The sequence below is a fragment of the Pseudoalteromonas sp. SG45-5 genome (assembly GCF_014164085.1).
GTDB lineage: Bacteria > Pseudomonadota > Gammaproteobacteria > Enterobacterales > Alteromonadaceae > Pseudoalteromonas > Pseudoalteromonas aliena.
The window spans coordinates 39,610-56,559 of the sequence record NZ_JACJEM010000004.1 but is presented as its reverse complement, the minus strand read 5'-3'; the positions used below and the strand labels follow the sequence as shown (position 1 = coordinate 56,559).

Genomic DNA, 16,950 nt, shown 5'->3' with positions numbered 1-16,950 from the left:
ATCAAAAACACAAATGCAATTGGTATTCCTCGCAATTAAAAAGGGAGCAAGCTCCCTTTTGGTAAATTAAACGTCGTCCTCATCTTGGCTAAATAGTGCATCAATAAAGTCGTCACTCTTAAAAGTGCGTAAATCATCAATGCTTTCGCCAACACCAATATAACGAATTGGGATATTAAATTTATCAGCTACAGCAAAAATAACGCCGCCCTTTGCCGTCCCATCAAGTTTTGAAAGGGTAATGCCCGTTAAACCAACACATTGATTAAACAAATTCACTTGGCTGATAGCATTTTGACCTGTTCCAGCATCTATTGTTAACATCACTTCATGCGGCGCATCTGGGTCTATTTTTTTCATTACGCGTGCTATTTTTTCAAGCTCTTGCATTAAATTATCTTTATTTTGCAAGCGACCCGCTGTATCGGCGATTAACACATCAATCTTGCGAGCTTTAGCAGCTTGAAATGCATCAAAAACAACAGACGCACTATCAGCACCTGTGTGCTGCGCAATAACAGGAATACTATTGCGCTCACCCCATACCTGTAATTGTTCAACGGCTGCGGCTCTAAACGTATCACCAGCAGCCAACATAACTGACTTGCCTTCACTTTGAAATTGCTTAGCTAGTTTACCTATAGTGGTTGTTTTACCTACGCCATTTACGCCCACCATTAATATAACAAACGGCTTTTTATCAACAGGTATAACTAAAGGCTGCTCTGCAGTTTTGAGCATGGTTGCCATTTCTTGCTTCATCAGCTCATAAAGCGCATCACCATCTTTTAGCTGCTTACGATTTGCGCCATCAGTTAATCGGTCGATTAACTTCATGGTAGTGTCAACACCTAAATCGGCAGTTAACAGTTGGGTTTCAAGTTCTTCAAATAAATCATCGTCTATTTTTTTGCCGCTGAATATTGATGCAAACCCAGAACCAATATTAAGACGAGTTTTTAACAGACCTTTTTTAAGACGAGAGAAAAACCCTTCTTTTTTAGGTTTATCTGCTTGCTCAGCCGTAATACGTGCTTGCTCTAAACGATCGCTCTCTGCTTTTTCGGCCTCAATACGCGCTTGCTCTAAACGCTCGTTCTCTGCTTTTTCAGCTGCAACACGCGCTTGCTCTAAACGCTCGTTCTCTGCTTGTTCAGCGGCAATACGTGCTTGCTCTAAACGATCGTTCTCTGCTTGTTCAGCGGCAATACGTGCTTGCTCTAAACGATCGTTCTCTGCTTGTTCGGCTGCAACACGTGCTTGCTCTAAACGATCGTTCTCTGCTTTTTCAGCTTCAACACGTGCTTGCTCTAAACGAGCGTTCTCTGCTTGTTCAGCGGCAATACGTGCTTGCTCTAAACGATCGTTCTCTGCTTTTTCGGCTGTAATACGTGCTTGCTCTAAACGATCGTTCTCTGCTTTTTCAGCTGCAATATGTGCTTGCTCTAAACGCTCGTTCTCTGCTTGTTCAGCGGCAATACGTGCTTGCTCTAAACGATCGTTCTCTGCTTTTTCAGCCTCAACACGTGCTAGCTCTAAACGATCGTTCTCTGCTTGTTCGGCTGCAATACGCTCTTGCTCAAGGCGCATTTGCCTTTCTTGTTCAGCTAAACGATGTTGTTGCTCTAATTGTTGTGCTTGGGCATCAGCTTGCTCTTTTACCAATAACTCTGCATGTGCTTGTTCAATAGCGTGCTTTTCAGCTTCAACACGTTCTTGCTCTAAACGCTCAACTTCTACTTTTTTAGCTTCAACACGTGCTTGATCTAAACGATCGTTTTCTGCTTTTTCAGCCTCAACACGTGCTTGTTCTGTACGCTCAGCCTCTGCTTTTTCAGCTTCAACACGTGCTTGCTCTAAACGCTCAACCTCTGCTTTTTCAGCTTCAACACATGCTTGCTCTAAACGCTCAGTTTCTTGTTGTTCGGCCAACGTTTGTTGGTTATTAGTTTCTTTTGTTTGTTTTTCATCTGACTTACCAAAACCTAACCAAGACAGGAATTTACTTTTTTTTGCCATACTTGCTAATAACCACTTATAAAAATCTGATAAACTAAAATTTGAAAATAGCTTGGAAATGCTCAGCAATATTTGCCAGCCAAACAACCGTTCAAAACATAAGTGTTAAATAGTAACACTTTTAATGCGGTTGAAAAATGAAGCTATACGTAATCTACTGTAATATTATCTGAGCTAGATCCCAGATACCATTTTTTAGTGAGCTAAATGAGAAATAAAACAGCGAAAAATAAAGAAACCAACACATCAAGTGATGGCTTTATTAGAGTTATAAGTGGTCAATTTCGAGGTCGAAAGCTTCCAGTAAAAGACGTACAAGGTCTTCGCCCGACCACTGACCGCATAAAAGAAACAGTCTTTAATTGGTTAATGCAAGATACACGAGATACAAACGTGCTCGATTGCTTTGCCGGCTCCGGCGGTTTAGGGTTTGAAGCACTATCTCGCTTTGCTAAAAGTGCTACCCTTATTGAGCTTGATTCATCAGCCGCAAAACAGCTTGAGCAGAATATAACGACGTTGAAATTGCAAAATGCGCACGTAAAAAACACAAACACATTATCGTTTTTGGAACAAAAAAATCTAAATGCCCCTTTTGATCTTGTCTTCGTTGATCCCCCTTTTCATAAAAACTTAGCCCAAACTAGCTGTGCTTTTTTAGAAAAAAATCAATGGCTCAACTCAAAATCTTTAATTTATGTTGAAGTAGAAAGTGACTTAAAGTCATTTGAAGCGCCCAGTAACTGGTTGTTACTTAAAGAAAAGAAAGCTGGACAAGTATTCTGTAGGTTGTATCAGCGCCAAGCAAATTAAAACTATTTTACATGATGCGTTTCTGTTAATATTGTCCTTTACATGTGGTGTTGCTTCGGATTACAATACCGCACCATTTTTGAACCACTTGATCAATGTTTGATCAACTTGAGCAACGCTCATAATTTAGGTAGGTGAATTTTTAATGCCAGTAATTAAAGTAAGAGAGAACGAACCGTTTGACGTAGCACTTCGTCGCTTCAAGCGTTCATGTGAAAAAGCAGGAATCCTTTCAGAAGTTCGTCGTCGCGAGCACTATGAAAAACCAACAGCTGAGCGTAAGCGTAAAAAAGCTGCTGCTGTTAAGCGTCACATGAAAAAACTTTCTCGTGATAACGCTCGCCGCGTTAAATTATACTAATATATTAGGTCTTGTATAAATGAGCCTTTTAATAACGCTAAAAGATGCGCAAAAAGATGCGATGAGAGCTAAAGACAAACAACGTCTTAACCCTATTCGCATGGTACTTGCTGCAATCAAGCAACGTGAAATTGACGAGCAAATAACACTAGACGACGCAGACATTACCTCCGTTATAGTGAAGCTTGTTAAACAACGTCGTGACTCTTACACTCAGTACAAAGATGCTGGGCGTGATGATTTAGCTGATATTGAAGCCAATGAAATAGTAGCGCTTGAAACTTTTTTACCTCAAAAATTGAGTGAAGAAGAAATAATTGCTCTCATTGACACGGCTATTGCTGATACTAACGCAGCAGGTATGCAAGACATGGGTAAAGTAATGGGTATAATCAAAAGCAAAGCTGAAGGTCGCGCCGATATGGGCAAAATCTCTGGTTTAATTAAGCAACGATTAACTGCCTGATACGCCCACATACATTATAGTATGATTGAAGTAAACCGAGCCTTGTGCTCGGTTTCTTTGTTTTTAGCTTTGATAAAAATGCATCAATTTTACCACTTTAAAATGAAATTATTGATAGCTTCCCTATTTATTTAGCTATCATTTTGGTAAGTTAAAGCATGTTATATCTTGCATCAAGCAAGTATAAAAAAGTAAATTTCATATTCGTTATTTTTCTTATTATTTCAGGACTGTATTTTACTAATGGCTGGAAAGATCCCACGTAACTTTATAGATGATTTACTTGCCAGAACCGATATTGTCGACCTGATAGACTCAAAAGTAGGTCTAAAAAAAGCAGGTAAGGATTATCAAGCTTGTTGCCCATTTCATAACGAAAAATCCCCATCGTTCACTGTATCGCAAGATAAACAGTTTTATCATTGCTTTGGCTGTGGTGCTAACGGGAACGCTATTTCGTTTGTGATGGAGTACGAAAAACTTGAATTTGTTGATGCTATTGAAGAAATAGCCAGCATGCTTAATTTAGAAGTACCTCGAGAACAAGGCACAAATTCAGCGCCAGAACGTACCGCAGCGCAAAAACGCTCTGACTACGATTTAATGCTCCATACAGCGCGCTTTTATCAGCATCAATTAAAACACCACAGCAATTCGGCGGCAGTAATTGACTATGTTAAAGGCCGTGGTTTAAGCGGTGCAATAGTTAAGAAATTTATGATTGGTTACGCCCCTAGTGAATGGGATGGTTTATGCCTTCAACTTGGTCGCAATAAAGATCAAAAAGAACAATTGGTTGAACTAAAGCTCGCTTCAGAAAAAACACCTGGCAGACAGTTTGATTTTTTTCGCGATCGTTTAATGTTCCCAATCCGCGATAAACGCGGACGTGTGGTTGCGTTTGGTGGCCGTGTAATGCAAGCAGACCAAGGCCCTAAATATCTAAACTCGCCCGAAACCCGAATTTTTCATAAAGGTTTTGAGTTATATGGTTTATACGAGGCAAAACAAGCCCATAAAAAGTTAGACCATGTGCTTATTGTTGAAGGCTATATGGATGTGGTGGCGCTTGCTGAGCAAGGTATAGAATACGCTGTAGCCGCACTTGGTACTGCAACAACAAGCGAGCACATGCACACCCTTTTTAGAACAACGGATAAAGTTATTTGTTGTTACGATGGTGACCGTGCAGGCCGTGATGCTGCTTGGCGAGCACTTGAAAATGCACTTCCTTATTTGAATGATGGAAAAGCCTTAAACTTTGCTTTTTTACCCGATGGTGAAGACCCTGATTCCTTAGTACAAAAGGAAGGTAAAGAACTGTTTGAACAACGCTTAAGTGAAGCTGATGACTTCACTAAAGTATTGTTTAATAAATTAAGCCAAGAAATAGATTTAACGCTTGATTCAGGTAAAGCAAAACTACTGAGCGCTGCACTGCCACTCATCGAAAAAATACCCAGTGAGTTTTACCAAGAAAATATTCTTGAACAACTCGGTCGTTTAATTGGTCGAACACGCGAGCAGCTTAATAATCGCTTAAAAACACCTAAGCAACAGCATTCTATTGAGCGAAAATTTAAAATAACACCGATGCGCCAAGCCATTGGAATTTTAATTCAACACCCACAACTAGCTAAAAGTATTCCTTATTTGCCCGACTTAGCGCAAATGAATATCGCTGGTATCGGCCTACTGTTGCGCTTACAAGAACAAGCATTAGAAAAAGAAAACATTACCACCGCACAGCTGCTTGAGTTTTTCAGAGGAACTGAAGACTATGAGCCACTAATTAAGCTCACAATGTGGCAACATGAGATAAATGAAGAGCGTTTAGAGACTGTTTTTAAAAATACTTTTAAATTTATTGAAGATCAGTGTTTAAATTATCGACTAGAGACCTTATTAATAAAGGACAAGACACAAGGTCTCAATAGCGACGAAAGACTTGAATGTCATTTGTTAATGACAGCGTTAAAAGCCACTAACAGCTAGTCAGATTTGATTTAGGCTGTTATACTGTGCTATTCACTGCGTCACATTATTCTAGTTAGCTTAATGCAAACTACATGATGGCGCCTGTTGTATCAACTTATCAGAGTGGAAGAAACAATCTCTATGGATCCAACTCCTCAGTCACAATTAAAACTTCTGATTCAAAAGGGTAAAGAGCAAGGCTACTTAACTTTTGCAGAAGTAAATGATCACCTTCCACAAGACATTATAGACTCAGATCAAGTAGAAGATATCATAAGCATGATTAATGATATGGGTATCAAGGTTAGCGAAAACGCGCCTGATGCTGATGAATTAATGATGCAAGAAACAACGACAGACGAAGACGCAGCTGAAGCTGCCGCTGCAGCCCTTGCGACTGTAGAAAAAGAAATCGGCCGTACTACAGACCCTGTGCGCATGTATATGCGTGAAATGGGTACTGTTGAACTTCTGACACGTGAGGGCGAAATTGTTATCGCTAAACGTATTGAAGAAGGTATCAATCAAGTACAAATTTCTGTTGCTGAATATCCTGAAGCGATAACTTACCTACTTGAACAGTGGGATAAGTTTGAAGCCGAAGAAATGCGTTTAAGCGATATTATCGTCGGCTTCATTGATCCTAATGAAGATGAAGCGCCAATTTCAGCAACTAACATTGGTTCAGAATTAAGCGCTAAACAGCTTGATGATGATAAAGATGATAAAGACGATATTGATGGCGACGATGAAGATGAAGAAGAAGTAGACACAGGGCCAGATCCTGAAGAAGCGCGCATTCATTTTGAAAACTTACGTGATCTATACAATAAAGCACGTGATACATTTGAAGCTAAAGGTCGTTCGCATCCTGAATCACAAGCTGCCATATTTGAAATCGGTGAGCTTTTCAGGACCTTTAAATTAATACCTAAACAGTTTGATCGCATGGTAAATAACATGCGTGAAATGATGGATCGTGTTCGCGTTCAAGAACGTCTTATCATGAAGCAAGCTGTTCAAATTGCTAAATTACCAAAGAAAACATTCGTTAAGCATTTTGCTAACAACGAAACAGACGCTTCTTGGGTTGATTTAGAAATTTCAGGTAACGAAAAGTATTCAGCTAAACTTGAAGAAGTTAAGCCAGAAATCATTCGCAGCATTAACAAATTATCTGTTATTGAACAAACAACAGGTTTAAGCATTGAGCGTATAAAAGACATCAATCGTCGAATGAGCATTGGTGAAGCGAAAGCCCGCCGTGCGAAAAAAGAGATGGTTGAAGCTAACTTACGTCTTGTAATCTCAATTGCTAAAAAATACACAAACCGTGGCTTACAATTCTTGGATTTAATTCAAGAAGGTAACATTGGTCTGATGAAAGCGGTTGATAAGTTTGAATATCGCCGTGGTTATAAGTTCTCTACTTATGCTACGTGGTGGATACGTCAAGCAATTACTCGTTCTATTGCTGACCAAGCAAGAACAATCCGTATTCCAGTACATATGATTGAAACGATTAATAAACTTAACCGTATTTCTCGTCAAATGTTACAAGAAATGGGTCGTGAGCCAAATCCAGAAGAATTAGCAGAACGCATGATGATGCCTGAGGATAAAATCCGTAAGGTACTTAAGATTGCTAAAGAGCCAATTTCAATGGAAACACCAATCGGTGATGACGAAGATTCTCACTTAGGTGACTTTATCGAAGATACAACTATTGATTCGCCAATTGATTCGGCAACAATGGAGTCGCTTCGTGGCGCAACTAACGATGTACTTGCAGGCCTAACAGCTCGTGAAGCGAAAGTACTGCGTATGCGTTTTGGTATTGATATGAATACCGACCACACCTTAGAAGAAGTAGGTAAACAGTTTGACGTAACACGTGAACGTATTCGTCAAATAGAAGCGAAAGCGCTGCGTAAATTACGCCACCCTTCTCGCTCAGATTTACTGAAAAGCTTTTTAGACGCTAAATAATTTAGCGCTACTATATAAACTAAAAAGGCCGCTATAGCGGCCTTTTTCTATTTGAAGGAAATAACCATGGCTTGGATCCAAATTCGTATTAATGCCAATGCTGCAACAGCTGATGCCGTAAGCGACCTATTAATGGAAGCGGGTAGCGCTTCAGTAACCTTTATTGACGCAAAAGACACCCCTATTTACGAACCAAAAATTGGCACCGTTGTATTTTGGGCTGATACCACAGTCATTGGCTTGTTCGAAGCTAATCATGATATGAACGCAGTCGTTGCGTTATTAAAGCGTCATGACGAGCTAAAAGACAATTTAGTATACAAAATCGAACAACTTGAAGATAAAGACTGGGAACGTGAATGGATGGATAACTTCCACCCTATTCAATTTGGCGAAAAACTATGGATTTGCCCAAGCTGGCGCGATATTCCAGACCCTACTGCAGTAAATGTACTGCTTGATCCGGGCCTTGCTTTTGGCACGGGTACACATGCAACAACGGCCTTATGTCTTAAGTGGTTAGAAAGCCAGGATCTAACAGGTAAAACCGTTGTTGATTTTGGTTGTGGCTCAGGCATTTTAGGTATAGCAGCTATAAAACTAGGCGCAGAGCGCATGATTGGGATAGATATTGACCCTCAAGCACTCGAAGCAAGCCTAGATAATGCTAACCGTAATGGTGTGGCTGACAAACTTGAAGTATACCTTCCTGAAAACCAGCCGGAATTTAGCGCCGACATTGTTGTGGCAAATATATTAGCGCAGCCGCTACGAGAATTACACAGTGTCATTTTAGGCTTATTAAAGCCAGGCGGAAAAATTGCCATGTCAGGCATTTTAGAAGAGCAAGCACAATCAGTTGCTGATATTTACGCGCCTTTTATTGAACTTGATAATATTGCTGTTGAAGGTGACTGGACACGCGTCAGTGGTACCAAAAAAGTGTAATTCACTTAAAACATCAATTTAGAGTATTAACTCAAAATGCTCATGTAAAGCCTGTATTTAACAGGCTTTACTATTTTTTTACATAATAAAAAATAAACCTATTTTATAGTAAAAACAAAATCAGCTTATATTTCACACAAATAAACCGCTTCGTCAGACGGTTATCAAATGTCAATACGAAAAGTGCAAAAAAAAGTCACTTTTGTTCAATTTATAGCCTTTGATTTTTGCTAAAAAAACCGTAAACTTAGCGCCCCTTGAAAAGAGGCCTATTGAATATAGTGCGTATCGGTAAATACCAACTTGAGAATAATGTAATTGTTGCGCCAATGGCGGGCATTACAGACAGACCATTTAGACAACTTTGTCGTCGCTTAGGCGCGGGGCTTGCTGTGTCTGAAATGTTATCGTCTAATCCTAGGGTTTGGAAAACAGAAAAGTCGATGAACCGTATGGATCACAGCGGTGAATCGGGTATACGTGCTGTGCAAATTGCAGGAGCAGATCCTGAGCTTATGGCGCAGGCCGCACAATTCAATGTTGCTAACGGTGCACAGATCATAGATATCAATATGGGGTGCCCAGCAAAAAAAGTGAACAAGAAACTCGCAGGCTCTGCCTTATTACAGTTTCCTGAACTTGTGGAAGAGATTATTGACGCAGTCGTTAATGCTGTTGATATACCTGTGACACTTAAAATCCGTACAGGATGGGATCCGGATAACCGTAATGGTGTAGAGATTGCGAGAATAGCTGAACGTTATGGCATTGCATCACTTGCTGTACATGGGCGTACACGCTCATGTATGTATAAGGGTGAAGCAGAATATGACACGATTAGGGATATAAAACGTTCAGTGTCGATCCCTGTTGTTGCCAATGGTGATATTACATCACCTGAAAAAGCAAAACAGGTTTTAGACTATACGGGTGCAGATGCCATTATGATTGGTCGAGCCGCCCAAGGTCGCCCTTGGATATTTAGGGAGATAGACCACTATTTGCGAACTGGTGAACATATGCAGCCACCTGCTATTGCAGAGGTACGCAGCATTTTAATGGAGCATTTAACAAACCTCCATATGTTTTACGGTGAACCAATGGGCGCACGAATTGCTCGCAAACATGTATCTTGGTATTTGCAAACCCATGACAGTGATGGTCAGTTTAGGCGAGTATTTAATGCGCTCGACAACCCACAGGCACAGGTCGTCGCATTAGAGCAATACTTTAAAACACTAGCAGCTAACTAAGAAAGAAAGAGACTTAATAATGTTCGAACAAAACGTGACTTCTCCATTTATCACTAACCCTCATGTTCAGTCACACGAGAAACCGCAGCCATTGCGTGATGCAGTAAAAAAAGCTGTTCACCACTATTTAAAACAGCTTAACGGTCAAGATGTGCAAGACGTTTACGACCTTGTTCTTTCAGAGCTAGAAGCGCCATTACTTGAAGAAGTAATGACATACACACGTGGTAATCAAACACGTGCAGCAATTTTACTAGGTATCAACCGTGGTACTTTACGTAAAAAGCTAAAAAAATATGGCATGAACTAATACCAATTATATTGAAAACGTAAGTATTCTAACGAGCTAAACAAGCCTATAACTTCGTTAATAATTTTTTATGTAGAATAACTACACAGCAAAATTTTTGCCTTGTTATTGACTTGTTTTTCTATCGTTATAATTACTTACTAATCCAATACAACTGGTATTATGCAAAAAAAGCACCTTAGGGTGCTTTTTTTATGCCTACAACTTATTAACCAAATTACAAAATGCTCACGCTTATTAAGCCTTTATAAGTCGTTTTTTGAGTAGTAATCAGTTAAAATGCCCGCTTCTAAGCTAGCTCATTAACTGAGGAAATCAAACCACAATGGATACTCATCGTCCCATTCGTCGCGCACTATTAAGTGTGTCTGATAAAACCGGTATTGTTGAATTTGCCCGCGCACTAGAAGCGCAAGGCGTTGATATATTGTCAACTGGCGGCACATGCAAACTACTTGCTGATAACGACATAAAAGTGACTGAAGTGTCAGATCACACAGGCCACCCTGAAATCATGGATGGTCGCGTAAAAACTCTTCACCCTAAAATTCACGGCGGCATATTAGCCCGTCGCGGACAAGATGAAAGCGTAATGGCAGAGAACAACATTTCTGCTATCGACATAGTTGTAGTTAACTTATACCCCTTTGCGAATACTGTCGCTCAAGAAAACTGCAGCCTTGAAGATGCTATTGAAAATATTGATATTGGCGGCCCTACAATGGTTCGTGCAGCCGCTAAAAACCACAAAGACGTAACAATCGTGGTAAACGCGAGCGACTACGACCGTGTTATTAGCGAAATGCAAAACAACAATGGCTCTACTACGTATAAAACACGTTTTGACTTAGCGATTGCCGCTTACGAGCACACTGCCCAATACGATGGCATGATTGCTAACTACTTTGGTAAAATGGTTCCTGATTACACCGAGGAAGCTGCTGTAGAGACTAAATTCCCACGTACTATCAATATGCAGTTCACTAAAAAGCAAGATATGCGTTACGGTGAAAACTCACATCAAGATGCTGCTTTTTATGTTGAAAATGACATTGCTGAAGCATCCGTTGCAACAGCCACTCAATTGCAAGGTAAGGCCCTTTCGTTTAACAACATTGCAGATACCGATGCAGCACTTGAATGTGTTAAAGAATTTGACGTACCTGCGTGTGTAATTGTAAAACATGCTAATCCGTGTGGTGTTTCAATTGGGGACAACATTCTACAAGCATACGAGCGCGCTTTTAAAACAGACCCTACATCAGCATTTGGTGGCATTATTGCCTTTAACCGAGAGCTAGATGCAGCAACTGCACAAGCAATTGTTGACCGTCAGTTTGTTGAAGTAATTATTGCACCTAGTATTTCGAGCGACGCTGCAAAAATTGTTGAAGCTAAAAAGAACGTTCGCTTATTAGAATGTGGACAGTGGGCAGGTAAAGCCGCTGGCCAAGATATTAAACGTGTTAACGGCGGTATTTTAGTTCAAGACCGCGATTTAGGCATGGTAACGCAAGGCGACTTAAAAGTTGTTTCTAAACGTCAACCTACAGAGCAAGAACTTAAAGATTTACTATTTTGCTGGAAAGTAGCTAAGTTTGTTAAATCAAACGCGATTGTTTATGCCCGTGACGGCATGACTATTGGTGTAGGTGCAGGCCAAATGAGCCGCGTATACTCAGCTAAAATTGCAGGCATTAAAGCCGCTGATGAAAACCTTGAAGTTAAAGGTTCAGTTATGGCGTCTGACGCGTTCTTCCCATTCCGTGATGGCATTGACGCAGCAGCAGCCGCTGGTATTACTGCGGTAATTCAGCCTGGTGGCTCAATGCGCGATGAAGAAGTAATTGCTGCCGCAGATGAAGCTGGTATGGCAATGGTACTTACTGGTATGCGCCATTTCCGCCACTAATCACACAAAGGGTTAAACGTTGGTTTAGCCCTTTTTGTTTGCTATAAATTCACGTATTCTGACTATTCAATGACCTATTTAAAATTATAATGTGAAGGAACAGATGATGAAATTTGCGCTAAAATCGCTACTTGTAGCCACACTAACTATGACATCGACTATGGCACTTAGCCATAACCACGAATCGAGCCTTGAGCACTCACTAAAATCAAGTGAGCGCAGTACTAAAAACAGTGCTCGTGACGAATATCGCCACCCAGCTCAAACACTGGCATTTTTTGGTTTTAAACCAACCATGACCGTTGTTGAAATTGCACCTGGCGGTGGTTGGTATAGTGAAATTTTAGCGCCAGCACTAAAAGAGCAAGGCACTTATTATGCTGCGCATTTTCCTGCTGATTCATCAGTTGGCTACTACCAACGTTCTCTTGCAGGCTTTAAACAAAAAGTAGCTGACGATGAGCGCTTTAGTAACGTTAAAATTACCGAGTTTGCACCTGTAACACATTTAGATATTGCGCCAGCTGGCAGCGCCGATATGGTTTTAACATTCCGTAATGTTCATAACTGGTACATGGGCAAAGATAAAAGCGGAGCATTAAGTGCATTCCAAGCTTTTTATAAAGCCCTTAAACCAGGTGGCACATTAGGTTTAGTTGAGCACCGTTTAGCTGAAGAGCGCGCTGACGAAGATCAAAAAACGTCAGGTTATATGAAGCAGAGCTACGTAGTAGAGCTTGCAAAACAAGCAGGGTTTGAATTAGTAGCAAGCAGTGAAATAAATGCAAATCCAAAAGATACAGCCGATCACCCTAAAGGGGTATGGACGCTACCACCAAGCTTAAGACTCGGCGAACAAGATGCTGATAAATATAAAGCCATTGGTGAAAGCGACCGCATGACGCTGAAATTTAAGAAACCGCTTTAAATAGGAATTTTCGCCATGAATGTTTTAGTCATTGGCAGCGGCGGCCGCGAACACGCGCTTGCGTTCAAAGCCGCTCAAAACACCAAAGTAAACACTGTATTTGTAGCCCCTGGTAATGCAGGCACCGCACTTGAACCTAAACTTGAAAACGTAGCAATCAACGTTGACGACTTAGAGGGTTTACTTAGTTTTGCACAGCAAAATAAAGTAGAGCTTACAATTGTAGGTCCAGAAATACCGTTAGTACTGGGTGTTGTTGATAAGTTTCGTGAACATAACATGGCTATTTTTGGCCCTACTGCGGGCGCAGCTCAGCTCGAAGGCTCTAAATCGTTTACTAAAGACTTTTTAGCACGTCATAAAATCCCGACAGGCGACTATCAAACGTTTGAACAAATTGACCCTGCCCTTGCTTATTTAAAAGAAAAAGGCGCGCCAATAGTTGTAAAAGCAGATGGTTTGGCTGCGGGTAAAGGCGTAATTGTAGCCATGACGGAAGCCGATGCCGAAGAAGCGATTCGCGATATGCTTGCGGGTAATGCGTTTGGCGATGCGGGAAGTCGTGTTGTTATTGAAGAGTTTTTGGACGGTGAAGAAGCCTCTTTCATAGTTATGGTTGACGGCAAAAACGTATTACCCTTTGCTACCAGTCAGGACCATAAACGCGCTTACAATGGCGATGCGGGTCCTAATACGGGTGGCATGGGTGCATACTCACCTGCGCCAGTTGTTACTGATGAAATCCACCAGCGTATTATGAACGAAGTGATCACCCCTACGGTAGAAGGCATGGCAAGCGAAGGCCATCCGTACACAGGCTTTTTATACGCAGGTTTGATGATTGACGAAACAGGTACTCCTAAAGTAATTGAGTACAATTGTCGCTTCGGCGACCCTGAAACTCAACCAATGATGCTACGTTTGCAGTCAGATCTTGTTGAATTGATTGAAGCAGCTAACCGTGTAGAACTTGATAAAACAACGATTGAGTTTGACTCACGCGCAGCCGTTGGTGTCGTACTTGCTGCTAAAGGTTATCCTAGTGATTACCCAAAAGGTGATGTTATTTCAGGGCTGCAAGTTGATTACCCCGCAGGCGAAAAAGTATTTCATGCCGGTACTAAACAAAATGGCAGTGACGTTGTAACCGCAGGCGGTCGCGTATTATGCGCAACAGCACTCGGTAATACAGTTACTGAAGCGCAGCAACGCGCCTACGAGCTTGTTAAACAAATTAGCTGGGATGGTATGGAATATCGTACAGATATTGCTTATCGTGCCATTGCCCGCGAGCAATAGGCTTCCCACGAGTAAAACTTATTGGTGTAATGAGTTAATTAAACTAAAAAAGCGCAGCTTACCTGCGCTTTTTTAGTGCTACACTATTTAAAAGGTCTTTAAAAGTGCGCAAATATTGGAACTAAGAACTTTACGCTACAATGCAATTGCTGTTGCCATTCTGATATTTATATTTTTTATTATCAGTACATTGACATCAAACCTTGTAATGCCTACTCGATATACAATTGATAAAACGGCACCGGTGTACCTCGATTATGCGTATTACATTGATGAGAAAAAAACACTTACACTTAACGATATAGTGAGCCAACCAAATCTTCTTATTCATGATTCATTCTCTGAAATACCTTGGAGCTTTGCACAGCAAAATTATTGGCTATTTCTTGATTTAGAAAATAAGAGCTTAAAAAGAGAAAATATAGTTGCTCATTTTGATAACCCTATGGTCGATCACCTCACTATATATCACCTAACAAAAAACAATGAAATTATTGATATTTACAGGCTTGGTGATAAAGAAGAGTCGCTTTCACTATTTCAATACAGCGTACCGCATATTCGTTTTTCGTTAGATAGTAGAACATCACAACGATTGGTTCTCAAAATAGACACTATCGGTATAAGTAAAACCCCTGTTAACTTATATCGTGACAAAGAATTTATCGATTTAGTGCGTTCGCAAACGGGTATTTGGGGGATTTTTGTGGGCGTTTTGCTTATGGCAGCGCTTTATAACTTGGTTCTTTATTTTGGCATAAAAGACCGTGTTTACCTCATTTATATTGGTTATATTATTAGTGCAATAACCATGATGGGAGCAGTACTGGGCTTTGGTTTCTACTTATGGCCTTTAGAGTGGCAATTATTTATTCACGAAAAAGTTATATTTACTAACTACGCGATCTCTTTTTTTACACTGTCTTTTTGCATTATGTTTTTACGCTACCACAAAGATAAGTGCTGGCGTTATAAAATGGGTACATCGTTACTTTACGCTATGTTTATATTAGCAATAAGTAGCTTATTCATTCCTGAGAACATATCAGCACCCATCTTCTTTTGCGTGATGGGCGTGCTTTATATTGTCTGTGTTATTTTAATTTATAAAAAACTACGTACTGGATTTAGATGGGCTAAGTTTTATGTACTTTCGTGGATACCTTTAATATTTGGTGCTGCAATACAGCCAATGGAGCTCACTGGACTTTTATCTTATAGCTTTACTACACGCCATGCTTTTTTAGTCGCCATATTATGTGAAGTGATATTGATGGCAATGGCATTAGCCGATCGAGTGCGTTATCAACGTGAACGAGCACTCTACCACGCCACACACACTCAACAAACTAAGCTACTTAATAGCTCAAAGCTAAAGCACGCATTTATGGCATTACAAGGCCAAGAACGCTCTACCACTTTGTGTTTAATAAAAATACGTCACTTCAATTCGCTCAATACCATTATTACCCCTTCTCAAGGTTATGCGCTGGCAAAACATGTAGCGAAACAGCTTGAACTCGAATTAAGCCACGAACGTCAATTTGTAATCCTTGAGACAAATTTAAATACAAGCCCTCGATTGGCTGATCTAAATAGCGGTGTATTTGCCTGTATTTCAACTAAAACACAAAATCAAGAAACCTTAGAAGCGCTACTGATAAAGATAATTAATAATCTGCCTAAGCAATATGAAATTAAAGGGCTTAATCTGCAACTTAATTACAGTATAGGCATTAGCTCTGCTGCTCAAAATAACGATTTTGAATATTGGTTAAAGCGTGGTTATTTGGCACTTAAAAACGCCAAAAACAGCCAAAAACAAATAGGTTCATCCTCAAGCGACAATAACCTCATGATGGATGTATCTTTAGCGGCTAAATTGCAACAAGCAATAAATAATAATCAACTCGCACTGTACTACCAGCCACAAGTTAACTTATTTGATAACCAAGTAAGTGGGGCTGAAGCTTTATTACGCTGGCCCGATCCTGCATTTAGCAGTTTATCTATAGAAGAACTTATTACTCTTGCCGAGCACACTGGGATTATTAACGAGTTAACTCTTTGGGTTATCGAGCAGGCCTGTAAAGATATTGTTGAGCTTACAAAAAATGGCTACCCTAATCACACCATAAGCGTAAACCTAAGCGCTAAAAATTTAGCTATCAATAATTTAGCTGAAAAAGTAGAAAATATTTTAATTAAATATCAAATACCTGCACGTTTACTCAAATTTGAGCTGACCGAATCTGCTTTTGTAGATAGCCAAGATGCCCTCATTAAATTGGTTGATGACCTAAGCGCATTGGGTATTAAAGTGGTTTTAGATGACTTTGGTACGGGTTACGCGTCATTGAGTTATTTAATTAATTATCACTTTAGTGAACTAAAAATAGATAAATCATTTGTTTTTGACCTACCTAACAACCCAACTCATCAGGTTATTGTACAAACAGCCATTGATATGGCGCACAACTTGGGTTTATCAATCACTATAGAAGGCGTTGAAACCCAAGAAACTCATCATTTACTTAAAGACATGAACGCTAACTACGCTCAAGGTTATTTATATGCCAAAGCACTGCCTTACACCGATTATTTACATTTCTTAAAAAGCCAATATAGCTTAAAAATGTTAGACTCCTCTTTTTAACATCTTTAGGGGCCAAGTA

The 16,950-nt window shown here is 40.2% G+C and carries 13 protein-coding genes; 12 read left to right on the top strand and 1 reads right to left on the bottom strand.

Going from position 1 to position 16,950, the window contains the following annotated elements:
- Positions 1 to 66: 66 nt before the first annotated feature.
- Entirely contained in the window at positions 67 to 2,019 is a 1,953-nt protein-coding gene (ftsY, locus tag H5119_RS01850) for a signal recognition particle-docking protein FtsY (RefSeq protein ID WP_182700982.1), read from the bottom strand.
- Between the two features lie 207 nt (positions 2,020 to 2,226).
- Here ftsY and rsmD point away from each other — a divergent pair, with 207 nt between their 5' ends.
- The 12 genes from rsmD (at position 2,227) to H5119_RS01790 (ending at position 16,931) form a co-directional block, all read left to right on the top strand.
- The gene (gene rsmD / locus H5119_RS01845; protein ID WP_182700981.1) at positions 2,227 to 2,832 is read left to right on the top strand and encodes a 16S rRNA (guanine(966)-N(2))-methyltransferase RsmD; all 606 of its coding nucleotides are present in this window, start codon (positions 2,227 to 2,229) and stop codon (positions 2,830 to 2,832) included.
- Positions 2,833 to 2,977: 145 nt separating this feature from the next.
- A complete protein-coding gene (gene rpsU, locus H5119_RS01840; protein ID WP_002957797.1) occupies positions 2,978 to 3,193 on the top strand; it encodes a 30S ribosomal protein S21 in 216 nt (71 codons plus the stop codon).
- Positions 3,194 to 3,212: 19 nt separating this feature from the next.
- Complete coding sequence (locus tag H5119_RS01835; protein WP_077536876.1) at positions 3,213 to 3,659, top strand: GatB/YqeY domain-containing protein; 447 nt, start codon at positions 3,213 to 3,215, stop codon at positions 3,657 to 3,659.
- Positions 3,660 to 3,902: 243 nt separating this feature from the next.
- The gene (dnaG, locus tag H5119_RS01830) at positions 3,903 to 5,654 is read left to right on the top strand and encodes a DNA primase (protein ID WP_077536875.1); all 1,752 of its coding nucleotides are present in this window, start codon (positions 3,903 to 3,905) and stop codon (positions 5,652 to 5,654) included.
- A 123-nt stretch (positions 5,655 to 5,777) separates the two neighbouring features.
- On the top strand, positions 5,778 to 7,625 hold the full coding sequence (rpoD, locus tag H5119_RS01825; protein WP_077536874.1) for an RNA polymerase sigma factor RpoD: 1,848 nt from the start codon (positions 5,778 to 5,780) through the stop codon (positions 7,623 to 7,625).
- A 66-nt stretch (positions 7,626 to 7,691) separates the two neighbouring features.
- Positions 7,692 to 8,573, top strand: a complete 882-nt coding sequence (gene prmA / locus H5119_RS01820; RefSeq protein WP_182700980.1) for a 50S ribosomal protein L11 methyltransferase — start codon at positions 7,692 to 7,694, stop codon at positions 8,571 to 8,573.
- 281 nt (positions 8,574 to 8,854) lie between these two features.
- Complete coding sequence (gene dusB, locus H5119_RS01815; protein WP_182701013.1) at positions 8,855 to 9,826, top strand: tRNA dihydrouridine synthase DusB; 972 nt, start codon at positions 8,855 to 8,857, stop codon at positions 9,824 to 9,826.
- 19 nt (positions 9,827 to 9,845) lie between these two features.
- Positions 9,846 to 10,136 (top strand): DNA-binding transcriptional regulator Fis, encoded by a 291-nt coding sequence (gene fis / locus H5119_RS01810; RefSeq protein ID WP_002957804.1) that lies wholly within the window; start codon positions 9,846 to 9,848, stop codon positions 10,134 to 10,136.
- A 325-nt stretch (positions 10,137 to 10,461) separates the two neighbouring features.
- Complete coding sequence (purH, locus tag H5119_RS01805; RefSeq protein WP_182700979.1) at positions 10,462 to 12,048, top strand: bifunctional phosphoribosylaminoimidazolecarboxamide formyltransferase/IMP cyclohydrolase; 1,587 nt, start codon at positions 10,462 to 10,464, stop codon at positions 12,046 to 12,048.
- Between the two features lie 106 nt (positions 12,049 to 12,154).
- A complete protein-coding gene (locus H5119_RS01800; protein WP_182700978.1) occupies positions 12,155 to 12,976 on the top strand; it encodes a class I SAM-dependent methyltransferase in 822 nt (273 codons plus the stop codon).
- A gap of 15 nt (positions 12,977 to 12,991) precedes the next feature.
- Positions 12,992 to 14,275, top strand: coding sequence for a phosphoribosylamine--glycine ligase (purD, locus tag H5119_RS01795; RefSeq protein WP_182700977.1), 1,284 nt, complete (start codon positions 12,992 to 12,994; stop codon positions 14,273 to 14,275).
- Between the two features lie 115 nt (positions 14,276 to 14,390).
- Positions 14,391 to 16,931, top strand: a complete 2,541-nt coding sequence (locus H5119_RS01790; protein WP_182700976.1) for an EAL domain-containing protein — start codon at positions 14,391 to 14,393, stop codon at positions 16,929 to 16,931.
- Positions 16,932 to 16,950: the final 19 nt, after the last annotated feature.